Consider the following 20,280-nt stretch of genomic DNA (forward strand, 5'->3'; position numbering starts at 1 on the left):
CGCCTATTTCCTTCGCAATCGTCTCCGAACGCGTAGGGTCGCGCCGTGGACGTGCTGAGCGACGTGCTGTCGGTGGTACGCGCCGGCCGTCCGAGGTCGGCGCTCGTGACGTGGCAAGGCTCCTGGGCGCAACAGTTCTCTCCGGTGCCCGGCGCCGTCGGCTTTCGTGTGGTGGTGCGGGGCAGTTGCGTCCTCGTCCCGGCCGATGCCGAACCGGTGCGGCTTGTCGCGGGTGACGTCGTGCTCCTGCCACACGGACGAGGGCACGTGCTGGCCGACAGCCCGGCCACGCCGCCGACCGCACGGCCTTGCGGTCCCGCCGCCGAGGACCATCCGCTCGCGCTCGCCGACGCGTCGGAATCCTCCACCGTCACCCTGTGCGGCGCCTACGAACTCGCACCCGAGGGTCTGCACCCCTTGCTGCAGGACCTGCCCGAGGTCGTCCATCTCGATACCCGCGCCGACGGTCTTGCCGAGCTGAGGACCGTGGTGGACATGCTCGGCGCCGAATCGGTTCGGCCGCGGCTCGGCACGGACGCGGCCATTCCCGCACTCCTGGACATGCTGCTGCTCTACGCCCTGCGCGCTTGGTTCGACAGCGCCCGGACCAAGACTGGCACCGGTTGGGCGACGGCGTTGCGGGATCCGGGCGTCGCGGCCGCGCTGCACGCCATCCACCGGAAGCCGGCGCACCCCTGGACGGTCGCGTCGCTCGCCACGCTCGCGGGTCTGTCCCGGGCTCCGTTCGCCAAGAGGTTCACCGAACTGATCGGCCGACCACCGATGCGCTACCTGACCTGGTGGCGCATGACCACGGCGGCCCGGCTGCTGCGCGAGTCCGACGCGCCGCTCAGCTCCATCGCCGATGCCGTCGGCTACCGGTCGGAATTCGCGCTCGCCGTGGCGTTCAAACGCCAGTACGAGACCCCGCCCGGCAGGTACCGGCGGTCGGCGGCCACTCCCGGTCAGCCCAGAGACGCGCTCGCGGAGCGCAGTTCTTCAAGGGCCTTGAGCAGGTAGGTGGCGAAGTCGTCCTCAGGAGCGCGGTCGCCTTCGGACCATTCGGCGTATTCCCGTTTGAAGGCGAGGACGCCGAGCTCGCTGGCGAGGGCGGCGGTCGGATCGGGCACGCCGCGGGCGACCAGGGCGGCTGTCATGGCGACGGCGAGGCTGACGCTCTTGAGGGCGTCTCGTTCCTGAAGTTCGGCGCTCGCGGCGACCGCGGCCTTGAGCCGCGGGGCGATCTCCCGGCTCATCGGGCCCATCGCGGTCGACGCGCGGACGAGACCCGCGGCGACCACCTCGAGCGGACTGGCTTCGGCGGGCGCTTCGGAGATCACTTCGGTCAGCAGCCGGCTCAGCGTTTCCTGTCCGGCGACCAGCAGTTCGCGCTTGTCGGGGACGTGCCGGAAGAAGGTGCTCTTGGTGACCCCGGCCCGTTCGGCACCGGCCGCCCCTTCGTGACCTGTTCGGGCACGCCCGCCACGCCGGGCCGCGCCCCCACCGAGAGTGACCCGCTTCCGACCGACGGGCCGTCCGCCTGCCGCAGACCGTTCACCACGAGGGCAAGGGCGGGTTCGCCGGTGTGCTGACCGGTATCGCGCGCCAGAGCGGGGTGTCCGGTTACCCGGGCGACGGCACCCAGCGCTGGCCCGCTTCGCGGCCGACCAGCCCTCGTCCAGCGCCCACACCCGCCAAACGTTCGGTTGGACTCCCCAGCACCCGAGCCTGCTGAAGGACCTCGAGAACATCCAGCCCTAGGCCTCGAGGACGAAGAACAGAAAACTCAAGAAGGCGGTCTTGCCCGCGAGTTCCTCGGGGAAGCGCTCGTGCGCGCCCGGTGCCGGATGGGGCTCACTGATGACGGCGGTCCGGAAACCTGCCGCGGTGAACGCGTCGGTCATCGCGTGCAGAGGACGATGCCAGTACGTCAGCACGGCTTTCCGGCCGTTGAAGGTGTACTCGTCGGACCACTTGGCGGTCTTGAAGTAGTCCGAGTCGGGATGGACCAGTTTGAAGAGGAGCGGGTGGTTGACGGCCATGATCAGCCTGCCGCCGGGTTTCAGTACGCGCCGGATTTCGGCCAGCGGCGCGGTCCAGTCTTCGAGGTAATGCAGGACGAGGACCGCGATGACGTCATCGAACGCGCCGTCGGGAAAGGGCAGCGGGGCACCGATGTCGGCGACCTGGAGGGCCGCGTCGTCTCCGAGTCGTTTCCGGGCCAGCTCCAGCATCTTGGCGCTGGCGTCGAAGCCGGTCACGATGGCGCCCCGCTCCCGCAGCGACTCGAACAGGGGGCCCGCGCCGCAGCCGGCGTCGAGGATCCGCCTGCCGGCCACGTCCCCCGCGAGGTTCAGGATCGCGGGCCGTGTGTAGTAGGCATTGATCAGGCTGTTCTCGGACTCGGCCGCGTATGCCTCGGCGAAGCCGTCGTAGTCGTTCTCCATCGCGATGCCTTTCACCGGGCCGATCCGGGGTTCTTGCGGTGGTTGGCGTTGAACCGCGCTTTCTTCTGGCGATTCCCGCACGTGTTCATGTCGCACCATCGGCGGGTGCGGCTTTGACTGGTGTCGAAGAAGGCGGCCTGGCAGGTCGGTGACGCGCACAAGGCGAATCGTCCGTCGCGTTCGCCCGCGATGATGCTGATCGCGTCGGCGGCGATCACACTCAGGGCGTCTTCCACGCCGGGAACCCGCCATCGCCGCTCACCCTCGGGTGTCAGGACGGCCGCGGCCCGGCCGCGGGCGCTGCACTCGTTGATGACCCGGACGGCAGGCGCGGGGAGCGTGTCCTGGAGCGCGGTCGCGGTCGCGGCGGCGTGAATCGCTTCCCTCAGCTCACGGGCGAGGTCGAGCTGGGCGGTGGTGCAGGAGCCCACGTCGAGGCCGTTCACGGCCAGCCAGTCCACGAGCCGCGGCGGTGTGGGTATGCGCTCGACGGCGTCGCCATGACGCTCGGTCAGAGTCGCCGTGAAGCTGGTCGCCAGCACGCTACCGAGGCGGAAGTCGGGAAACCCAGCAGGCATGGAACCACCTTAGCCGGTTGCACGCCGCCGGCCGGAACTGTTAGAACCGTCTTAGCCGGTTCCGCAATGCCAGGAGGTCTCATGACCAATGAGGTGCGAGCATTCGAAAGCCGGGCGACGGAGGCCGACCTCGAGGAGCTGCGGGCGCGATTGGCCGCGGCGCGGCTGCCCGAGGCCGAGACGGTCTCCAGATGGGAACAGGGCGTTCCTTTATCCGACCTCGTCGACGTCGTGGACTACTGGCGCACGGAGTACGACTGGCGGTCGTTCGAAGAGCGCCTCGACCGGATCGGGCAGTTCCGCACGACCATCGACGGCCTGGGGATCCACTTCCTGCATCGCCGATCCGCGCGTGCGGATGCCACTCCCCTGATCTTGACCCACGGCTGGCCGGGCAGCGTCGCCGAGTTCGTCGACGTGATCGAAGAGCTCTCGGATCCGAAGGACGCGGCCGCGCCGGCGTTCCACGTCGTGGCCCCGTCGTTGCCGGGCTTCGGGTACAGCGACAGGCCTGCCACCACCGGATGGGGCACCGAAAAGATCGCGTCCGCGTGGGTGGAGCTGATGGGAAGGCTCGGCTACGGCGAGTTCGTGGCCCACGGCGGCGACTGGGGAGGCAATATCACCACGGTGCTCGGCGGCAGGTTCCCGGCGCACGTACTCGGCATCCACACGACGTTCGCGCAGGGGCCGCCCGGGTTGTCCATGGACGGGCTGACGGCGGCCGAGCGCGAGTGGACCGAGCAGACCCGTGATTTCTGGGGCCGTCGCGCGGCGTACGCGAAACAGCAGGCGACCCGGCCGCAGACCATCGGTTACTCCCTCGTCGACTCACCGGTCGGGCTGCTCGCCTGGATCCTCGACAAGTTCGCCGAGTGGTCGGACACCGAAGACAGTCCGTTCGAGACGATCTCCAGAGACCGCGTTCTCGACAACGTGACCCTGTACTGGCTGACACGGACCGGCGCGTCGGCGGCCCGCATCTACTACGAGAGCCACGATTCCCTGGACCCCGGACTCCGGGTCGACGTCCCGTCGGCGATCACCATGTATCCCCGCGACATCGAGAAATGCCCACGTCCTTTGGCGCAGGAGCGGTACCGGCGGATCGTTCGCTGGAGGTCTCCCGAATCCGGGGGTCACTTCCCGTCGCTGGAGGTTCCCGGATATTTCGTCAAGGACCTGAGGGAAGGCCTAGCGGCGGTACTGGCCGCAGGGGGTCGTTGAGGTTCTCGGGGAACGAAGCGCTCGCCGTCGAACACCATCTCGAACGGCGGTCGTCGCGCGGCGGGCTGCCAGCCGGCGCGAAAGGCGTCACGAATGGCGCGGCGGACCTGCGTCTGCGTAGGCAGGAAGGCGTGGTGGTAGGGGTCGAGAACGAGAACCTGTCCGCCGGTGCCGTCTTCCTTGACGCGGATCACGCGCGTTGTCGTTTCCCAGCCGGCATCGAGGTGCCAGAGGAACGACTGGCCGTTCCGGAGCGAGACCCGGCGGGTGTCCTTCTCGGGCCAGGTCATCCCAGCGTGCTGCCGAGGAGGGCGACCAGTCGTTCCCAGTGGCGCCGCGATCCGGTCTCGTCGAAGGCTTCGGTGTCGGACATGGTGAAGCCGTGGACGGTGCCGGGGTAGATCTCACAGCTGTAGCCGACGCCGGCGGCGTCGAACGCCTGGCTGATCTCGATGATCGCCTCGGGTGTCATGTCGTTCTCGGCGAGTCCGAGGTGGACTTTCGCGGTGAGGCCCGGGATCTGCCGGTGCGGGCTGTCGGGCCGGTCGGTGACCAGGGCACCGGGATGGAACCCGGCGACGGCGGCGACGCGATCGGGGTGGGCCGTCGCGGTGCGCATCGCGAGGACGGCGCCCATGCAGTAGCCGATCGTGGCGACCGGTCCGCCGCGGACCTCGCGCCGGGAGGCGAGGAAGTCGAGGTACGCGGCGGCGTCGCTCAGTGCGCGTTCGGTGGTGTGCGCTTCGATGAGCGGCATGATCTGGCTGAAGAGCGCGGGACGGTTTTGGGTGGTGATGTGCTCGGGCAGGTCGAACACAGGTGCGGGGCGGTGCCGGTGGAAGACGTTCGGGACGAGTACGTAGTAGCCGTGTCCGGCCAGTTCGCGGGCCATGTCCCACAGGACGGGGCGTGGCCCGAACGCGTCCGGGTACAGGAGGACACCCGGATGCGTTCCGCCGTCGCAGGGGAAGGCGGCGAAGGCGTCGGACTGGCCGTCCGCGGTGGGAATGCTCAGCGTGGTGGCGGGAATGGCGATGCTCCCTCTGTCTCGTCGGTGTGCCTCCGAACGTAGACGATCAAGCTCAGCCCAGTCGCAGCCGATCGGCCAGCCCGGCCTCGGTGAACGCGGCGACCAGGTCGTCGCGGCCTTCGGTGAAGTGGCCCCAGCTGTCGATGTGCACGGGGACGACCGTGCGGGCGCCGAGAATCCGGGTCGCCTCCGCGGCCAGCGCGCTGTCGAGAACGAGCAGGGCGCCGTCGAAGACCGGCTTCAGCCGCGGAGCCCCGGCGAAGAGCACGGCGGTGTCGACTGGGCCGAACCGGTCGGCGACCTGCCGGACGACGTCGAGTGAGGCGTTGTCGCCGCTGACGTAGACCGTCGGCAGGCCCTGGCCGGTGAGTACGAAACCGACGACGTCGCCGGTGACCTTCTCCGAGCCTTCCGGCCCGTGGAGCGCGGGCGAGGCGGTCACGGTCACGACTCCCCCGCCGGGCCGGTCGAGCTCGACCGTCTCCCAGTTCTCCAGCCCTTTCGCGGTGCCGCCCAGCCTGCCCGCGCCGCTGGGCGTGGTGAGCGTCAAGGGGACGTCCGTCAGTAGCTTCCGCCCGGAGTGGTCGAGGTTGTCGGGGTGCTCGTCGTGGGAGAGCAGGACTGCGTCGATGCGGCCGAGGTCCGCGGGGGTCACCGATGCCGGCGCGGTCTTGGTGAGGCCGGGTTTCCCGTCGGGACGCCCGTAGTGGCCGGGCTCATCGAAGGTCGGGTCGGTCAGGAACCGCAGGCCGCCGTAGTCGATCAGGGCGGTCGGGCCGCCGGTGACCTGGACTGAGAGCTGTTCGCCGAGCTGGTGCATCGTTCACCTCACGGATAGATATTTCTTCTTCCGTGAGAACCCTAGCCAGTTCTCACGGAATAGTGCAACAACTTCCGTGAGGATCTACGATGAGACCGTGGACGACACCGCTGCCCTTCCCCCGGCCCCGGGCGCCGAGCAGTACGTCGCGCTGGCGCTCGCCAACACCACGATCGCGTTGCCCGGCGGCCAGTTCACCGATCTGCTCGGCACTCCGGCCGCCGCGACGAAGTGGCTCGCCGAACGGGGGCTCGCCCCGGTCGACGCCGGTCTGCAGGAGATGTGCGCGGGACTGGTCCGGTCGTTGCGCGAGCAGGTGCGGGTGCTGCTCGCGTCGAGGTCGTGCTCGGATCCGGCGCCGCAGAGCGCTCTCAACGCCGTCAACGAAGCGCTGAGCAAGGCGCCCACCGCGGAACTCCTGCGCTGGGACCCGGCCCGCGGGCTGTACCGCACCGCGTCGCATCCGATCACCCAGATCGTCGAGCACGCGTTGGCGACGCTCGCCGCCAACGCCGCGGACTTGCTGACCGGGCCGGACGCGGAGCGGATCGCCGCCTGCGGGTCGCCGCCGTGCACGCGGTTCTTCCTGCGCAACGGGCGGCGCCAGTGGTGTTCCGTGCGTTGCGGTGACCGGGCTCGTGCCGCCCGCGCCTATGCCAGGCGCTCGCAGCCGGCCGGTCAGCGGTAGGACGCGAACTGGTCCAGCAAAGGCTTCGGGGAGTCTTCGGCGAAGCAGAGAACGAGACTCGCGGCGGACTCGGCCGCCGACGCCTCACTGCGCGGGAACAGTGCCGCCTCGTACGTGTCGAGGGCGGCTTCGGCGTCGCCGGGATTCGCGGCGAGCGCGAGGCCGAGTTCCGCGCCGTCGAGCATCGCGAGGTTGGCGCCCTCTCCGGCGAACGGTGACATCAGGTGAGCGGCGTCCCCGAGCAGGGTGACACCGGGGACCCGGTCCCAGCGGTGGCCGACCGGCAGCGCGTGGATCGGCCGCGGGATCAGCTCGCCGTCGCCGTCGGTGATCAGCGCCTGTAGTCCCGCGTCCCACCCGTCGAAGTGGGCAAGGACGGCCGCCTTCGCGGCGGCGGTGTCACTGAAGTCGACGGTGGAGATCCAGTTTTCGGCGGTCTTCAGCGCGACGTAGACGTGGAGGCTGCCGGCGGTGTCGTGATGCGCCAGAAACCCTTTGCCCGCACCGAGCGCGAAGAACATGCCGCCGCCGACGAGGGCCGCGCTCGCGGGATGGCGGGTTTCGGCGTCGTTCAGGTGCACTTCGACGAAGGAGAGGCCCTCGTAGGCCGGCGCGGCGGCGGACACCAGAGGCCGGACTTTGGACCACGCGCCGTCGGCACCGATGAGCAGGTCCGTGGTGAACTTCATGCCGTCGGCCAGGACGACTTCGTGCCTGCCGCCGCCGAGCGGGTGGGCGCCGGTGACCTTGGCGCCCCAGCGCACGGTGCCGTCGGGCAGGGAGCCGAGCAGCAGATCACGCAGATCGCCCCTGGCCACTTCCGGGCGTCCGCCGTCACCTTCGTCGGCCTCCTCGTGATGCACGACCGCGTGCCGGTCGAGGATGCGCAGGGCTTCGCCGCCGGGATGCACGATCGCCCGGAATTCGTCGTGGAGGCCCGCGGCCCGCAGTGCGGCCTGCCCGGAGTCGACGTGGATGTCGAGCATTCCGCCCTGCGTGCGCGCGGACGGCGAGGCGTCCAGGTCGAAGACCGCTGCCTCGATGCCGTTGACGCGCAGGACCCGGGCCAGGGTGAGCCCGCCGAGACCGGCGCCGATGATCGCGATGGGGTGGTGTGTGGTCATGCCTGGTTCCTTTCGGCGGGGAGGCCGGTATGGGTGATTCCGGTGATCAGCACCCGCAGTCCCCACGACATCCGCTGCTCGGGTGCTCCGGTGAGCAGGTCGGCCGCGTGGGCGGCGATCTGGGGGTGGGTCGTCTCGTCGGCGTCCCGCACGGCGCGGGCCAGCGCGTCCCACTCCTCCGGTGACTCCTCGTCGGCATGCTCGGCCGCGGTCGCCGTCGCGTGCTGAAGGAGGATGTCGATCCCCCACGCGCGCCGTTCGGGCGCCACGTCGCCCTCGGCGAGGAGGGCGAGCAGGTTTTCGCACAGCGCGAGATAGTTCTCGCCGCTCGGGCGGGCCACCAGCGCGGACAGGGCAAGCCCCGGGTATTCGAGCAGCGTCGCGGTGTAACCCGTGAGCAGCCGTTCGAGCCGATCACGCCAGTCACCGTCGTCCGGCGGCGAGGGGATCGTGCCGAGGAGTTCGTCCAGGATTGCGGCGTGCAGCTCGGCGGTGTTGCGGACGTAGACGTAGAGCGAGGCCGCGCCGGTGTCGAGTTCCTGCGCCAGACGGCGCATCGTGACCTTCCGGAGGCCCTCCTCGCGCAGGATCGCGACCGCCGCGGCGACGATGCCGTCACGGGTCAGCGCGGGTTTGGCCGGTCGTTCCCGGCGGCTCTTCTCGGGTGCCATACGGCCACCATACCGAACATGTTCGTCCCGAACATGTTCGGCATGTGTCGTGTCTGGCTTGCTTCGTAAAACGGGGGTGAAATGACAACGGCAGAGAGATCGACTCTCCCTGCCACTTCCAACATATAGCGCACCCGGGGGCTTGCGGCAAGACCCCGGGCATGCCGCAGAATCCCCCGCCGTAGCGGCACGAGCTCGACAAACGGGGGGACTCTTGATCGACGTGATCATCGCCGGCGGCGGACCGACCGGCATGATGCTGGGCGCCGAACTGCGGCTGCACGGCGTCCGCGTGGTCGTCGTGGAGAAGGACCTGGAGCAGACCAAGGTCGTCCGCTCCATGGGCCTGCACGCGCGCAGCATCGAGGTGATGGACCAGCGTGGTCTGCTGGAGCGATTCCTCGAGAACGGAACGAAGTACCCGGTCGGCGGCTCGTTCGCCGGGATCGTCAAACCGGCGCCGCCACTGGACAGCGCGCACGCCTACATCCTTGGCATCCCGCAGACCGTCACCGACCGGCTGCTGACCGAGCACGCCGCCGAAGCGGGCGTCGAGATCCGCCGTGGCCGCGAACTGGCCGGCCTGAGCCAGGACGAGGACGGGGTGGACGTCGAACTGGCCGACGGCACGAAGTTGCGCTCGCGGTACCTCGTCGGCTGCGACGGCGGGCGCAGCACGGTGCGCAAGCTCCTCGGGATCGGTTTCCCCGGGGAACCCGCCACCGCCGAGACCCTGCTGGGCGAGATGGAACTGACCGAGGACTGGGAAACGGTGCTCGCCGTGATGACGGAGGTCCGCAAGACCCAGCTGAGGTTCGGCCTCTCCCCCCTCGGCGCCGGGGTGTACCGGGTCGGCGTGCCCGCCGAGGGCCTGGCCGAGGACCCGCGGATCCCGCCGACCCTCGACGAGGTCAAACGACAGCTCAAAGCCGTCGCCGGCAGCGATTTCGGCGTGCACTCGCCGCGCTGGCTCTCCCGCTTCGGCGACGCCACCCGCCTGGCCGAGCGTTACCGGGCCGGACGCGTGTTCCTGGCCGGCGACGCGGCGCATATCCATCCGCCGGTCGGCGGGCAGGGGCTCAACCTCGGCGTCCAGGACGCCTTCAACCTCGGCTGGAAACTGGCCGCCGCGGTCAACGGCTGGGCGCCGGACGATCTGCTGGACACCTACCACACCGAACGGCATCCGGTGGCCGCCGCGGTGCTGGACAACACCCGCGCGCAGATGCAGCTGATGTCGCTCGACCCGGGGTCCCAGGCGGTCCGGCGGCTGCTGGCGGAGCTGATGGACTTCGAGGACGTGAGCCGGTTCCTGACCGAGAAGATCACCGCGACCGCGATCCGCTACGACTTCGGTGAAGGGCACGAACTTCTCGGCCACCGGATGCGGGACCTGGAACTCGGGCAGGGACATCTCTACGGGCTGACCCGCGGCGGCCGGGGTCTGCTTCTCGACCAGACCGGCGCGCTGTCGGTCCGGGACTGGTCGGACCGGGTCGATCACGTCGTCGACGGCAGCGAGGAACTGGACGTACCGGCCGTGCTGCTGCGGCCGGACGGTCACGTGGCGTGGGCGGGCGAAGACCGGCACGAGCTCGTCGGTGCCTTGCGCCGGTGGTTCGGAGAGGGCGAAGTCCTCTAGCGCGCCCGGGGACGGCGGCTATTGGCTGAGGGTGTTCCGAATCCGCTGCCACGACAGGAGTTGATGACCAATGGCCGGACGGGTGGTGCACTTCGAGATTCCGTTCGAGGACGGCGAGCGCGCACGCGGCTTCTACCGGGAGGTCTTCGGCTGGAAGGCCGACACGATGCCGGGGATGGACTACACGATGGTCGCCTCGGGGCCGACCGCCGAGACCGGCATGCCCGCGGAGCCGGGGTTCATCAACGGCGGGATGCTGGCCAAGGAACTCAGCCCCGCGTCGGGACCGGTGATCGTGCTCGACGTCGACAGCATCGACGACACGCTCGCGGTCATCGAGAAACAGGGCGGCGCGACCCTCGTCGGCCGGACCGCGGTCGGCGACATGGGTTTCGCCGCCTACTTCAAGGACCCGGAAGGCAACACCATGGGGCTCTGGGAGAACGCGGGCCAAAGCTGATCCCCGTGGCCCGTGACCGCGTGGTCACGGGCCCTGCGGCCCCCGGTACGGCAACGTCTGGTTGTAGACGATGTTGGTGTTCGTGCTGCCGAAGAGCGCGAGCTCGTTGACGATCTCCTCCAGCCGCCCCATCGACGGGGCCGCGATCTTCAGCGAATAGCAGTCGTCACCGGTCGTGCGGAGGCATTCGAGGATTTCGGTCCGCTCGGCCAGGAGCTTGTGCAAGGGTGCGTGCTTGCTGCCCGGGTACTTCAACCGCACCACCGCGAGCACCACGTACCCGGCCTTCTCCAGATCGACCTCGGCGCGATAGCCGGTGATCACCCCGGCCGACTCCAGCCGCTTGACCCGTTCCGTCGTCGCCGACGCGCTCAAGCTGACCCGCTTCCCCAGCTCGGTGAGCGGCAGGCGCCCGTCCTTCTGGAGCTCGACCAGGATCGCCCAGTCCGTCGCGTCGAGAGTCTCGGCCATCCGGGGAGAATACCGGCAGATCCACGGCGGGAACGGCCATACGCAGGGAAAGATCCCTTCCCGGGATTCGGGCCCTGCCGATAGCCTTGACCTGTGCGAATAGGTGTCAACGTCCCGAATTTCGGACCGGGGACCGACCCCGGGATCCTCCGCGGCTGGGCCACCACGGTCGAAGGCCTCGGCTACGACCTGCTCATGGTGTCCGACCACGTCGTCATCACCCCCGACGTCGCCGAGCAGTACCCGGCGCCGTTCTACGAACCGTTCACGACGCTGTCGTGGCTCGCCGGCGTGACGGACCGGATCCGGCTGGGCACCACCGTGCTCATCGTCCCGTACCGGCATCCACTGCTCATCGCCCGTATGGCCGCGAACCTGAACCAGCTCAGCGGCGGGCGGCTCGTGCTCGGCGTCGCGTCAGGCTGGGCCCGTCAGGAGTTCGCGGCACTCGACGTCCCGTTCGAGCACCGGGGACGGCTGACCGACGGCCACCTCGACGCCGTCCGGAAGGCGTGGGCCGACGACGCCGACTACCGCGCCGGCGACATCCCGATCTGGGTCGGCGGCAACAGCGACGCCGGGATCCGCCGCGCCGTCCGGGTCGGGGACGCCTGGCACCCGCTGCGGGCCACTCTCCCCTGGCTCACCGAAGCGCTCACCAGGGTCAAGACCATCGCCGACGCCCACGATCGGCCGGTCCCCGCGTTCGCCCCGCGGATCCTGCTGAACGTCACCGAACACCCGGTCATCGGACCCGATCGCCCCGCCGGGGAAGGCACGATCGAGCAGATCGTCGACGACCTCGACCGCCTCCAGCACCTCGGCGCCGAGACGGTCGTACTCGACCCGTTCTCCGGCGACCCCGACGAGACTCTCCGCCCGGAAGCCGCCTGGCAGGCACTGGCGACCGTGGCCGCACACTGGGAACTGGGCCGCTACCGAACCGAACAGGACCGACGATGACCGAAGAAGACGAGAAGTTCCTCCGCCGCGCCATCGAGCTGGCCGCGAAATCCCGCAAGGACGGCGACCCGCCCTTCGGCTCGCTGCTCGTCGGCGCCGACGGCACGGTGCTGGCCGAAGACCACAACACCACGGTGTCGCAATCAGACATCAGCCTGCACCCGGAACTGAAACTCGCCGTGTGGGCCGCCCGCGAACTCGAACCCGCCGTCGCCGCGAAGACCACCATGTACACCAGCTGCCAGCCATGCGGGATGTGCCAGGGCGCCATCGAACGCTCCGGCCTGGGCAGGGTCGTGTTCGCCCTCTCCGGCGAACAGGTCACCGCGCTCAAGCCGCCCGTCACCGCACCGCCTGTTCGGCTGGAGGGACCTGCGCTGTACGACGAGGCCCGCGTCCCCGTCGAGGGCTACTACACCTGAGCCCCGGTCCGTGAAGGCCTCCTTCCCTACCTTGAGAGTCGGGGTCCCGGCGAAGTCGCCTAAACGCTGGCCGGTGCCGTTCTTGGTGATTCGAGGTGGGCCTCCCGAACGGGCCGATGACAGAGGCTCTGAACGGACGATGTCCACAGAGGACACCAGAGGGGCATATGAATGTCCGTTTGATGCTTATCTGTACGGTTTTGATGGGGGTCGTGAGTGGTAAGGACGGTTCTAACCCTCCTTATCACTCACGACCACTTCGCAAAACGCCCGAATCGGGCACGGTCACCCCGAAAGCCTCCCCTGTGGACAGTCGAGAAGTGTCAGGCCCTCCGCCACTCACTTGGGCAGCGTGAACACGACTTTGCCGGAACCCTGACCCCGAAAGCAGGGAAGGAGGCCTTCACGGACTTGCGGGTCGTGAAGGGGGACTTCACGGTCAAACGCATAGGATGATCACGATGTCCGCCGGACTCGTGCCCACCGCGCCGGAACCGCCGTCGCGCTGCTGCCCGCGCTTCCTCCGGCCGACCCGCTCGACCGGTACGCGATCCGGCACATCACCACGCTTTGGCTCGAGACCGACAAGACCGATCACACCCGCCGCGCCTACTACGCCGACCTCTCCGCCTGGCTCGGCTGGTGTGCCCGCACCGGGCGCGACCCGCTCATGGCGCGCCGCGCCGACGTCGACGCCTGGAAGAACACCCTCACCGTCACCGGCAAGGACGGCCTGCCCCGGCCCGCCGCGGACTCCACCGTCGCGCGTACCCTCGCCGGCATCTCCAGCTGGTACCGATACCTGCAGTCCAACGACATCGCCGACCGCAACCCGATCTCCGCGGTCAACCGACCCAAGACCGGCAAGACCCCGCCACTGCCCGCGCTCGGCGGCGAGTCGACGGCGAAACTGCTGAACCACATGGAGAAGCGCGCCCGCGCGAACGACACGGAACCGTCCTGGCGCGACGCCGCCGTCGTCGCGATCCTGTGCTACACCGGCTTGCGCGTCTCCGGCCTCACCACCGCCACCGTGCAGGACCTCGACACCGACTCCGGGCACACGATCCTGCGCTACACCGCCAAAGGCGGCCACCGCGACTTCGTCCCGCTCGCCCCCGCCGCCCAGCACCCGCTGCGCCGCTGCCTCGAACTGCGCGCCGCGCGTACCGGCGTCCGCTACGACAGCACCAAATCCGGCGGGAAACCACTGGCGCAACGGGATGTCTGGTTCCTTCTGCGGGCACAGGCCCGCGCCGCCGGACTCGCCGAAGCGAACACCATCTCCCCGCACACCGCGCGGCGCACCACGGGAACCCTGCTGCTGGCCAATGACGTTCCGGTCCAGAAGGTCCAGGACCTGTTGGGACACGCCGACATCCGCACCACTCGCGACCGCTACGACGCGCATCGCCACAAGCTGGAGACCTCTCCCGTGCACGCGCTCGCCGACGCACGGCACCGTCAGAGCTGAGCCTGCCCCAGCTGGGACTTCGTCGCCCCGATCACCACACCGTCGACACGCGCGAGCCAGCTCCCGCACAGGCACCGGACGTACTCAAGCCTCCCCTGGGAGACCCGCTGGGAATTCGTCGCGCTTCCAGGCAGTTCGGCCAGCGGCCACCCACACCGCGGGCACTTGTTCGCTTCCATGCCGCGATCGTGCTGTAATGAGTCAATGCACTTCAACCCTTACGGCGGTGCGGCGGCGCAGATCGCCGCCGACCTGGTCAACCTCGGCGACGCCGCCGACCCGGCGACGCTGACCACGATCTTCCGCGACCGCATGACCGTCGCCGCCGTGAAGGACCACGAATCGACCGAGATCATCGCCTGGACCAAGAGACTCCGCGACGTCTTCGAAGCCGACCCCGCCACCCGCGTCGACCTGGTCAACGCACTGCTCCACGATTCCGCGTCCAAGCCCTACATCTCCACCCACGACGGCAAGGCACCCCACCTGCACTACGTCGACGCACACGCCGGCACCGCGTCCCGAGTCCGGGCCTACACCGCGGGCGGACTCGCACACCTCGTCTGCGACGCCCCGGACCGCTTCGGCGTCTGCTCACGCGAAGGCTGCGAAACGGTCTACGTCGACGTCTCCCGCAACGGCCGCCGCCGATTCTGCTCCACCCGTTGCGCGACCAGGGTCCACGTCGCCGACCACCGGAACCGGCAAGCGGGCTAGATGTAGTCCGGCGTTGCCGGAGCACGGGCGCACGTACGCCCACTTGTCGAGCAGGGTGCGGTTCAAACGCTCGACCGCGGCAGGAGCCGTTGTCTGTGAAGACGCGTTCGGCGATGATGCCGTGGCCTGCCGATCATTGGCGATCCGTGATGCGATTTTCGCCGGGACGCTCGCGTTCGTATCGGCGGATGACCTGGCCGGCGGGCCGGTCCATCCAGCGCAGGCTGCCCGGCGACCTGGTGGTCGCGGTGATGGAGCACGCCGGCGGCGCCTGTGTCACAGGAGGATGACGGTGCGCTCGCCGGGTGCGTCCTGGTGAGCCCAGGCCGCCTCGACCTGGTCGAGCGGGAACGGGTGCGGGCGCACGGCCATGCCGCCCGCGGCGATCGCGGCGACGAGCTCGGTGAACTCCCGCTGCATGACCTGCATGTCCACTGAGCCGAAGCCACTGCCCAGGATGCGGAAGGCGTTGGAGCGCAGGGCGTGCCCGGACAGGGTGATCGCGTCTCCGCCCATGCCGCCGATCTGTACCCAGTCGAGCAGGCGGGTGTGCTGGGTCCGGGCGCCGAGGACGGCGCGCATGGCGAGTTCGGTGGGCGGCCCCCACACGTAGTCCAGGACCACGTCGACCTCCGCGGCGGCCTCGGCGAGCGTGGCCGCGGTGACATCCTCGTCGGGGACGAGCTGAACAACGGCATCCGCGCCCTGGTCCATGAGTTCGTCGAGGCGGGCGCGGTTGCGTCCGGCGGCGATCACTCGCCCCGCGCCGAGGTGCTTGGCGACCTTGACGGCCATCGAGCCGGCGTTGCCGGTCGCGCCGTGCACCAGGACAGACTGCCCGGCCTGGAACGGGACGCGAGTGCGCAGCGCCCCCCACGAGGACAGGGCAGGGTTCATGGTGGCGACCAGGAGTGCGGGATCGGCTCCGTCCGGGACTGGGATGACGGCGGCCGGTTCGATGACGATGCGCTCGGCCAGGGTGCCGGCGCCCATGACCATGACGTAGCCGAGGCTGCCGTCCGCCCGGCGGACGACGGCGTCTGCACCCGCCAGGGCGGGCAATGTCTCAGGACTCGTGTAGTGCTTGCCGGCGGCGATACCGCGGGTGGCGGGGTGCACGCCGACGGCGAGGACGTCCACCGTCTCCTGACCGGGGGCAGCCTCGGGGGCAGGGATGGAGCGGAAGTGCGGCGGCTCGTCGAAGGACTCCACAAGCGCGGCATCGATCATGGACATGCGCGTTTCCCTTACGTGGTCACACCGCTTAGAAACGGTTCAGTATCTTATTGCTTCGAGCGTACGACCGCGAGTTAAGATACGCAAGCGGATCCAAACGGCAGGATGGACATAGGGCAGTGGTGAGTGAACGGACACGGCGCAGGGGTGCCGTCCTGGAGAACGCGATCACCGATGGCGCCTGGGACGTGCTCGTTGAGCAGGGCTACAACGGCTTCACCTACGAGGCCATCGCAGCACGCGCCGGAACCAGCAAACCGGTGCTCTACCGGCGCTGGCCGCAGCGCGAGGACCTCCTCATCGCCACACTCACCCGACACTGGCGTCCACTCGACATCCCCGACACCGGCAGCCTGCGCCAGGACGCCCTCGCACTCCTGCGCACGGTCAACGCCGAGCGGGCCCGCACGATGATACTCATGCGCATCCAGCTGGCGGACTACTTTCGCGAGACCGGCACCGACTTCAACGACCTGCGCAGCCGCCTCCGCCCCGCAGACCAGACGCCCCCCTTCGCGAAGCTCGTCGACCGCGCCATCGAGCGCGGCGAGCTTACGGACGTACCGCGCCCCGAACGCGTCGTGAACCTGCCCTTCGACCTGGTGCGCCACGACATGCTGATGACCATGGGCGCGGTTCCGGACGAGGCGATCGTCGAGATCGTCGACACGGTGTGGCTACCCCTGCTCGACCTGCCGACCCACAGCACGCAAGCAGGACGCTGAGTCCTCCTCAGCCGCCCTGACCACGCCTACAACGCTTGTGGTCAATACAGCTAGATCGCGTACCGCCACGCCGTCAAAGCGTGCGCCGAGAACCACGCACCCAGCACCACCCACGCCACCGCGGCCGCCACCGTCGTGACCGTCCGCCGTTTCGACAACCCGATCGCGATCGGCACCAGCACCGGGAAGGCGGGCAGGATGAACCGGATCTTCGCGTCCGGCAACCCCCGCGTACCGATCGCCAGCAACAGCACCCCGGCCCCGTACAGCGTCAACGGCCACGGAACCCGGATGAACGCCGCCACCAGCACCAGCACCACCGCACCCAGCAGCAACAACACCGTCAGCGTGCTGAACACCGACTCGTCCCCGGTCAACCGCGCCAGCACCGAATCCGCGGTCTCCGCACCGAAGTCGAACTCGGTGTTCCAGCCCCGCAACTCGATGTCCTGCCAGCCGGTCCAACTGCCCGTCCGATACGCGACGAACCCCAGATACCCGGCGACCCCCAGCGGAGCCACCACCGCACCCGCCAATGCCCACCAACGCTTCTCGGTACGCCGGAAGACCGCGACCAACGCCACCACCACGACCACCGCGACCAGCACCACCGCCGTCGACCTCGACAACCCGGCCGCGAAAGCGCACAGGCCCGCCAGCATCCAGCGCCGCTCCAGCACACCCACCAGCGACCACACCGCGAAAGCGCAGAACACCGCTTCCGTGTAAGCCATCGAGAACACGATCGCCATCGGCGCCCCGGCCCACAACGCCACCAGCAACAACCCGGCCCGGTCACCCCGCTCCGGCGAAACCGCCCGCCCGATCCGGATCAACCCGCACGCCAGCACCAGACCGGCCAGCACCGACACCGTCAACGCCGCCGTCACCACATCCGGCCCTAGCCACATCACCGCGCCGACGAGCTTCGGATACAACGGGAAGAACGCCATCGGCGCGTCCGAATACGGTTGCCGCGCCGCGTCCAGCGTCCCCGGCAGATCCGCGTACCCGTGCACCGCCAACCGCAGATACCACTGCCCGTCCCACGCCGTGAGCCGATCGGTCAACGTGGCACCACGCCGAGCGGCCAGCAAATCGAGCAGCTGGACACTCGCCGTCCGGATCACGAGATACAACAGGATCGCCCTCGGATAAGGCGACCACGCCAGTCTGTCGAGCGCTCTCTCGAACACACGCGCCGGACGCCCCTGCCGGGGCGCCCTCTCGGGAGCGGCGGGCTGATCAAGGTCGTCGACTTCTCGGAGCACGCTCAGAGTGTCCACAATGCGGGGTCAGCTCGCCGTTCGATCCCGAAGATTCCCAGGCTCCGCGCAGGTGGGGAAGGCCACAAACCCGGCTTGTGACCCCACCTCGATCCTGTGTTTCCCAGCCACCGCCCCCGGCTCCTACGTTCGAAGTCATGAGCGAACAGAACCTCGAAGGCACAGTCGCGATCATCGCCGGCGGCGCGAAGAACCTCGGCGGGCTCCTCTCCACCACCCTCGGCGAAGCCGGCGCCAAAATCGTCGTCCACTACCACGGCGACGCCTCCGCGGCCGACGCCGACAAGACAGTCGAAGCCGTCCGCGGCGCGGGCTCCGAAGCCATCGCCGTCCAAGGCGACCTCACCGCGGTCGCCGACGTCCGCCGCCTCTTCGACACCGCCGTCGACACCTTCGGCGGCCCCGACATCGCGATCAACACCACCGGCATGGTCCTGCGCAAGCCGATCCTCGAAACGACCGAGGAGGACTACGACCGCATGTTCGCGGTCAACGCCAAAGCCGCCTACTTCTTCATCCAGGAAGCCGGACGACGCCTCTCCGACAACGGCAAGATCATCAGCCTCGGCACGTCGCTGCTGGCGGCCTTCACCGACGGCTACTCCACCTACGCCGGCGGCAAGGCCCCGCTGGAGCACTTCACCAGGGCCGCCGCCAAGGAGTTCGCCGACCGCGGCATCTCGGTCAACGTCGTCGCACCCGGCCCGATGGACACCCCGTTCTTCTATCCGCAGGAAACCCCCGAGCGGGTCGAATTCCACAAATCCCAGGCGATGGGCGGACGACTCACGAAGATCGAGGACATCGTGCCGATCATCAGGTTCCTGGCCACCGACGGCGCCTGGTTCACCGGCCAGACGATGTTCCCCAACGGCGGCTACACCACCCGCTGACCCTTACGCTGGCCAAGACGCCGTAGACCGGACACGAAGGGGAACCCCGGGGTGGGCCTCGACCTGTACAAGCTGAACCACCTCATCGCCGTCGCCGAAGAAGGCAGCTTCACCCGCGCGGCGGCCCGGCTGCACCTGAGCCAGCAGGCGCTGTCGACGTCGGTGCGCACGCTCGAGCGGGAGGTCGGCGTCCCCCTGCTCGAGCGGAGCGCCACCGGCATCACCGTGCTCCCCGCAGGACAGGCACTGATCGCCGACGCCCACCTCCTGCACGGCATCGCCGACTCCGCCGTCCGGCGCGCCAGGCGCATCGGCCGCAGCGAACCGGAACGACTCCGCGTCGGCCACACCCCCGCCGTCACCGGCGACGAGGTCACCGCCCTCCTGCGCAGACACCAGACCGACCCGGACCTGATCATCGACGTCAACCAGCGCTACCCCGACGAACTCGTCGCACAACTGCTCGGCGGGCAACTGGACCTGGGTCTCGGCCGCGCGCTGCCCCTCGCGCACGGCCTGGTCGGGACCACCCTGATCCGGCAGCGGCTCAACGTCGCGGTCGCCACCGGACACCGGCTCGCCGAACGCGAGTACCTCGCCTTGACCGACCTCGACGGCGAGGAGATCACAGTCTGGGGTCACCCCGGCCGGTCCGGATACACCGATCTGCTCGTCAATCTCTGCCGCGACGCGGGATTCGAACCCCGTATCCGCCGCAACCCCATCCAGGGAACGCCACCGGTCACCGCCGTCCTCGACACCGAAGGCGTCGCGTTCGTGACCGCGTCACCCGGACCGGCGGCGGGCGGCGCCGTCCAGGTCAGGGAGCTGCAGCCTGCCGCGCACGTCCCGCTGCAAGCCCTTTGGCCACAGCACAGCACTTCCGACGCACGCGAAGCGTTTCTCGCGTCCGCTCAAGGCTTCTAGGGCCCGAGCCGGTCGTGGTGGTCCAGTAGCTTCGACAGCAGCTCGGTGAACCGCTTCCGCTCGTCGGCCGAAAGCGGAGCCAGCAGCTCGTCCTGCCGTTCGGCCAGCTGTTTCTCCAGCCGTCGCAGTTGCCGCTTGCCTGCGGTGGTCAGCGAGATGACGTTACGCCGCCGATCGGCCGGATCCGGGGCACGCTCGACCAGCTCACGTTCGGCGAGCTCGTTGATCGCCGCGACCATCTCGCTCACGTGGATGCCGCTCCGGCGGCCCAGCATCGCCTGGCTGGCAGGCCCGAACTCGTCCAGCGTCGCCAGCACGCGGTAGTGGTAGCCACGGGAGTCGACCGCGGCGAACCCTTCGGTCACCAGGCGATGCGCGTGGTTCGCGGTCTGCGTGAGCAGCCAGCTGGGCAGCTTCCGCCAGCGGCCGCACGGCTCGTCCGAGGAGTTCTCCATGTGACGAGTCTAACTAATCGTTGG

The 20,280-nt window shown here is 69.2% G+C and carries 24 protein-coding genes and 1 pseudogene; 12 read left to right on the forward strand and 13 right to left on the reverse strand.

The features are described from left to right. Positions 1-45: 45 nt before the first annotated feature. Positions 46-1,020, forward strand: coding sequence for an AraC family transcriptional regulator (locus LCL61_RS25090; protein WP_340681986.1), 975 nt, complete (start codon positions 46-48; stop codon positions 1,018-1,020). Here LCL61_RS25090 and LCL61_RS25095 read toward each other — a convergent pair. The 3 genes from LCL61_RS25095 to LCL61_RS25105 all read right to left on the reverse strand — a co-directional run bounded on the left by LCL61_RS25095 (position 966) and on the right by LCL61_RS25105 (position 3,025). Continuing rightward, positions 966-1,691: a TetR/AcrR family transcriptional regulator gene (locus LCL61_RS25095; protein WP_340681987.1), complete on the reverse strand. Its 726-nt coding sequence runs from the start codon at positions 1,689-1,691 to the stop codon at positions 966-968. The two genes, LCL61_RS25090 and LCL61_RS25095, sit on opposite strands and share 55 nt — an antisense overlap. A gap of 66 nt (positions 1,692-1,757) precedes the next feature. Next, positions 1,758-2,447 (reverse strand): class I SAM-dependent methyltransferase, encoded by a 690-nt coding sequence (locus LCL61_RS25100; RefSeq protein WP_340688674.1) that lies wholly within the window; start codon positions 2,445-2,447, stop codon positions 1,758-1,760. A gap of 11 nt (positions 2,448-2,458) precedes the next feature. Beyond that, on the reverse strand, positions 2,459-3,025 hold the full coding sequence (locus LCL61_RS25105) for a CGNR zinc finger domain-containing protein (protein ID WP_340681988.1): 567 nt from the start codon (positions 3,023-3,025) through the stop codon (positions 2,459-2,461). 81 nt (positions 3,026-3,106) lie between these two features. On the opposite strand from LCL61_RS25105, the gene LCL61_RS25110 reads away from it, so the two are divergent. Further along, on the forward strand, positions 3,107-4,252 hold the full coding sequence (locus LCL61_RS25110; protein ID WP_340681989.1) for an epoxide hydrolase: 1,146 nt from the start codon (positions 3,107-3,109) through the stop codon (positions 4,250-4,252). A 286-nt stretch (positions 4,253-4,538) separates the two neighbouring features. On the opposite strand, the gene LCL61_RS25115 is transcribed toward LCL61_RS25110, so the two are convergent. Next, positions 4,539-5,282 carry a dienelactone hydrolase family protein gene (locus tag LCL61_RS25115; RefSeq protein ID WP_340688675.1) on the reverse strand — a complete coding sequence of 248 codons (744 nt, stop codon included), beginning with the start codon at positions 5,280-5,282 and terminating at the stop codon, positions 4,539-4,541. Between the two features lie 52 nt (positions 5,283-5,334). Continuing rightward, on the reverse strand, positions 5,335-6,102 hold the full coding sequence (locus LCL61_RS25120) for an MBL fold metallo-hydrolase (protein ID WP_340681990.1): 768 nt from the start codon (positions 6,100-6,102) through the stop codon (positions 5,335-5,337). 97 nt (positions 6,103-6,199) lie between these two features. Here LCL61_RS25120 and LCL61_RS25125 point away from each other — a divergent pair, with 97 nt between their 5' ends. Then, on the forward strand, positions 6,200-6,790 hold the full coding sequence (locus LCL61_RS25125; protein WP_340681991.1) for a CGNR zinc finger domain-containing protein: 591 nt from the start codon (positions 6,200-6,202) through the stop codon (positions 6,788-6,790). On the opposite strand, the gene LCL61_RS25130 is transcribed toward LCL61_RS25125, so the two are convergent. Beyond that, positions 6,781-7,914 carry an NAD(P)/FAD-dependent oxidoreductase gene (locus tag LCL61_RS25130; RefSeq protein WP_340681992.1) on the reverse strand — a complete coding sequence of 378 codons (1,134 nt, stop codon included), beginning with the start codon at positions 7,912-7,914 and terminating at the stop codon, positions 6,781-6,783. The two genes, LCL61_RS25125 and LCL61_RS25130, sit on opposite strands and share 10 nt — an antisense overlap. Continuing rightward, positions 7,911-8,585: a TetR/AcrR family transcriptional regulator gene (locus tag LCL61_RS25135; protein WP_340681993.1), complete on the reverse strand. Its 675-nt coding sequence runs from the start codon at positions 8,583-8,585 to the stop codon at positions 7,911-7,913. Before LCL61_RS25135 ends, LCL61_RS25130 begins: the two co-directional genes overlap by 4 nt. A 214-nt stretch (positions 8,586-8,799) precedes the next feature. On the opposite strand from LCL61_RS25135, the gene rox reads away from it, so the two are divergent. Together rox and LCL61_RS25145 are read left to right on the forward strand one after the other, a co-directional pair. Further along, positions 8,800-10,227 (forward strand): rifampin monooxygenase, encoded by a 1,428-nt coding sequence (rox, locus tag LCL61_RS25140; protein ID WP_340681994.1) that lies wholly within the window; start codon positions 8,800-8,802, stop codon positions 10,225-10,227. 70 nt (positions 10,228-10,297) lie between these two features. Beyond that, positions 10,298-10,687, forward strand: coding sequence for a VOC family protein (locus LCL61_RS25145; protein ID WP_340681995.1), 390 nt, complete (start codon positions 10,298-10,300; stop codon positions 10,685-10,687). A gap of 24 nt (positions 10,688-10,711) precedes the next feature. Here the strand turns inward: LCL61_RS25145 and LCL61_RS25150 are convergent, their stop codons facing one another. After that, positions 10,712-11,158 carry an Lrp/AsnC family transcriptional regulator gene (locus LCL61_RS25150; RefSeq protein ID WP_007034427.1) on the reverse strand — a complete coding sequence of 149 codons (447 nt, stop codon included), beginning with the start codon at positions 11,156-11,158 and terminating at the stop codon, positions 10,712-10,714. Between the two features lie 93 nt (positions 11,159-11,251). Between LCL61_RS25150 and LCL61_RS25155 the strand changes: the two genes are divergently transcribed. The 3 genes from LCL61_RS25155 (at position 11,252) to LCL61_RS25165 (ending at position 14,017) form a co-directional block, all read left to right on the forward strand. Continuing rightward, positions 11,252-12,121 carry an LLM class flavin-dependent oxidoreductase gene (locus LCL61_RS25155; RefSeq protein WP_340681996.1) on the forward strand — a complete coding sequence of 290 codons (870 nt, stop codon included), beginning with the start codon at positions 11,252-11,254 and terminating at the stop codon, positions 12,119-12,121. Beyond that, positions 12,118-12,543, forward strand: a complete 426-nt coding sequence (locus tag LCL61_RS25160) for a nucleoside deaminase (protein WP_340681997.1) — start codon at positions 12,118-12,120, stop codon at positions 12,541-12,543. The genes LCL61_RS25155 and LCL61_RS25160 overlap by 4 nt, the downstream gene beginning before the upstream one ends. A gap of 559 nt (positions 12,544-13,102) precedes the next feature. Then, entirely contained in the window at positions 13,103-14,017 is a 915-nt protein-coding gene (locus LCL61_RS25165) for a tyrosine-type recombinase/integrase (protein ID WP_340688676.1), read from the forward strand. On the opposite strand, the gene LCL61_RS25170 is transcribed toward LCL61_RS25165, so the two are convergent. After that, the gene (locus tag LCL61_RS25170; RefSeq protein ID WP_340681998.1) at positions 14,008-14,196 is read right to left on the reverse strand and encodes a hypothetical protein; all 189 of its coding nucleotides are present in this window, start codon (positions 14,194-14,196) and stop codon (positions 14,008-14,010) included. The genes LCL61_RS25165 and LCL61_RS25170 overlap by 10 nt on opposite strands. A 25-nt stretch (positions 14,197-14,221) precedes the next feature. Between LCL61_RS25170 and LCL61_RS25175 the strand changes: the two genes are divergently transcribed. Beyond that, positions 14,222-14,734, forward strand: coding sequence for a CGNR zinc finger domain-containing protein (locus LCL61_RS25175; RefSeq protein WP_340681999.1), 513 nt, complete (start codon positions 14,222-14,224; stop codon positions 14,732-14,734). Positions 14,735-14,743: 9 nt separating this feature from the next. Here the strand turns inward: LCL61_RS25175 and LCL61_RS25180 are convergent. Together LCL61_RS25180 and LCL61_RS25185 are read right to left on the reverse strand one after the other, a co-directional pair. Then, positions 14,744-14,957 (reverse strand): annotated as a pseudogene (locus tag LCL61_RS25180) (hypothetical protein); the annotation flags it as partial. A 53-nt stretch (positions 14,958-15,010) separates the two neighbouring features. Next, on the reverse strand, positions 15,011-15,970 hold the full coding sequence (locus LCL61_RS25185) for a zinc-binding alcohol dehydrogenase family protein (RefSeq protein WP_340682000.1): 960 nt from the start codon (positions 15,968-15,970) through the stop codon (positions 15,011-15,013). A gap of 122 nt (positions 15,971-16,092) precedes the next feature. On the opposite strand from LCL61_RS25185, the gene LCL61_RS25190 reads away from it, so the two are divergent. Next, positions 16,093-16,695, forward strand: a complete 603-nt coding sequence (locus LCL61_RS25190; protein WP_340682001.1) for a TetR/AcrR family transcriptional regulator — start codon at positions 16,093-16,095, stop codon at positions 16,693-16,695. Between the two features lie 50 nt (positions 16,696-16,745). On the opposite strand, the gene LCL61_RS25195 is transcribed toward LCL61_RS25190, so the two are convergent. Further along, a complete protein-coding gene (locus tag LCL61_RS25195) occupies positions 16,746-17,966 on the reverse strand; it encodes a hypothetical protein (RefSeq protein ID WP_340682002.1) in 1,221 nt (406 codons plus the stop codon). 152 nt (positions 17,967-18,118) lie between these two features. Here LCL61_RS25195 and LCL61_RS25200 point away from each other — a divergent pair, with 152 nt between their 5' ends. Continuing rightward, a complete protein-coding gene (locus tag LCL61_RS25200) occupies positions 18,119-18,874 on the forward strand; it encodes an SDR family oxidoreductase (protein WP_340682003.1) in 756 nt (251 codons plus the stop codon). A 51-nt stretch (positions 18,875-18,925) separates the two neighbouring features. Next, positions 18,926-19,801, forward strand: coding sequence for a LysR family transcriptional regulator (locus LCL61_RS25205; protein WP_340682004.1), 876 nt, complete (start codon positions 18,926-18,928; stop codon positions 19,799-19,801). Here the strand turns inward: LCL61_RS25205 and LCL61_RS25210 are convergent. Further along, positions 19,798-20,256: a MarR family winged helix-turn-helix transcriptional regulator gene (locus tag LCL61_RS25210; protein WP_340682005.1), complete on the reverse strand. Its 459-nt coding sequence runs from the start codon at positions 20,254-20,256 to the stop codon at positions 19,798-19,800. The two genes, LCL61_RS25205 and LCL61_RS25210, sit on opposite strands and share 4 nt — an antisense overlap. Positions 20,257-20,280: the final 24 nt, after the last annotated feature.

It is taken from the genome of Amycolatopsis coloradensis, from assembly GCF_037997115.1.
GTDB lineage: Bacteria > Actinomycetota > Actinomycetes > Mycobacteriales > Pseudonocardiaceae > Amycolatopsis > Amycolatopsis coloradensis_A.

Coding starts and splice junctions, on each gene's coding strand:
- LCL61_RS25100 (WP_340688674.1), bottom strand. CDS start 2,447: ATGGAGAACGACTACGACGGCTTCGCCGAGGCATACGCGGCCGAGTCC.
- LCL61_RS25105 (WP_340681988.1), bottom strand. CDS start 3,025: ATGCCTGCTGGGTTTCCCGACTTCCGCCTCGGTAGCGTGCTGGCGACC.
- LCL61_RS25110 (WP_340681989.1), top strand. CDS start 3,107: ATGACCAATGAGGTGCGAGCATTCGAAAGCCGGGCGACGGAGGCCGAC.
- LCL61_RS25120 (WP_340681990.1), bottom strand. CDS start 6,102: ATGCACCAGCTCGGCGAACAGCTCTCAGTCCAGGTCACCGGCGGCCCG.
- LCL61_RS25130 (WP_340681992.1), bottom strand. CDS start 7,914: ATGACCACACACCACCCCATCGCGATCATCGGCGCCGGTCTCGGCGGG.
- LCL61_RS25135 (WP_340681993.1), bottom strand. CDS start 8,585: ATGGCACCCGAGAAGAGCCGCCGGGAACGACCGGCCAAACCCGCGCTG.
- LCL61_RS25145 (WP_340681995.1), top strand. CDS start 10,298: ATGGCCGGACGGGTGGTGCACTTCGAGATTCCGTTCGAGGACGGCGAG.
- LCL61_RS25150 (WP_007034427.1), bottom strand. CDS start 11,158: ATGGCCGAGACTCTCGACGCGACGGACTGGGCGATCCTGGTCGAGCTC.
- LCL61_RS25160 (WP_340681997.1), top strand. CDS start 12,118: ATGACCGAAGAAGACGAGAAGTTCCTCCGCCGCGCCATCGAGCTGGCC.
- LCL61_RS25170 (WP_340681998.1), bottom strand. CDS start 14,196: ATGGAAGCGAACAAGTGCCCGCGGTGTGGGTGGCCGCTGGCCGAACTG.
- LCL61_RS25175 (WP_340681999.1), top strand. CDS start 14,222: ATGCACTTCAACCCTTACGGCGGTGCGGCGGCGCAGATCGCCGCCGAC.
- LCL61_RS25185 (WP_340682000.1), bottom strand. CDS start 15,970: ATGTCCATGATCGATGCCGCGCTTGTGGAGTCCTTCGACGAGCCGCCG.
- LCL61_RS25200 (WP_340682003.1), top strand. CDS start 18,119: ATGAGCGAACAGAACCTCGAAGGCACAGTCGCGATCATCGCCGGCGGC.
- LCL61_RS25210 (WP_340682005.1), bottom strand. CDS start 20,256: ATGGAGAACTCCTCGGACGAGCCGTGCGGCCGCTGGCGGAAGCTGCCC.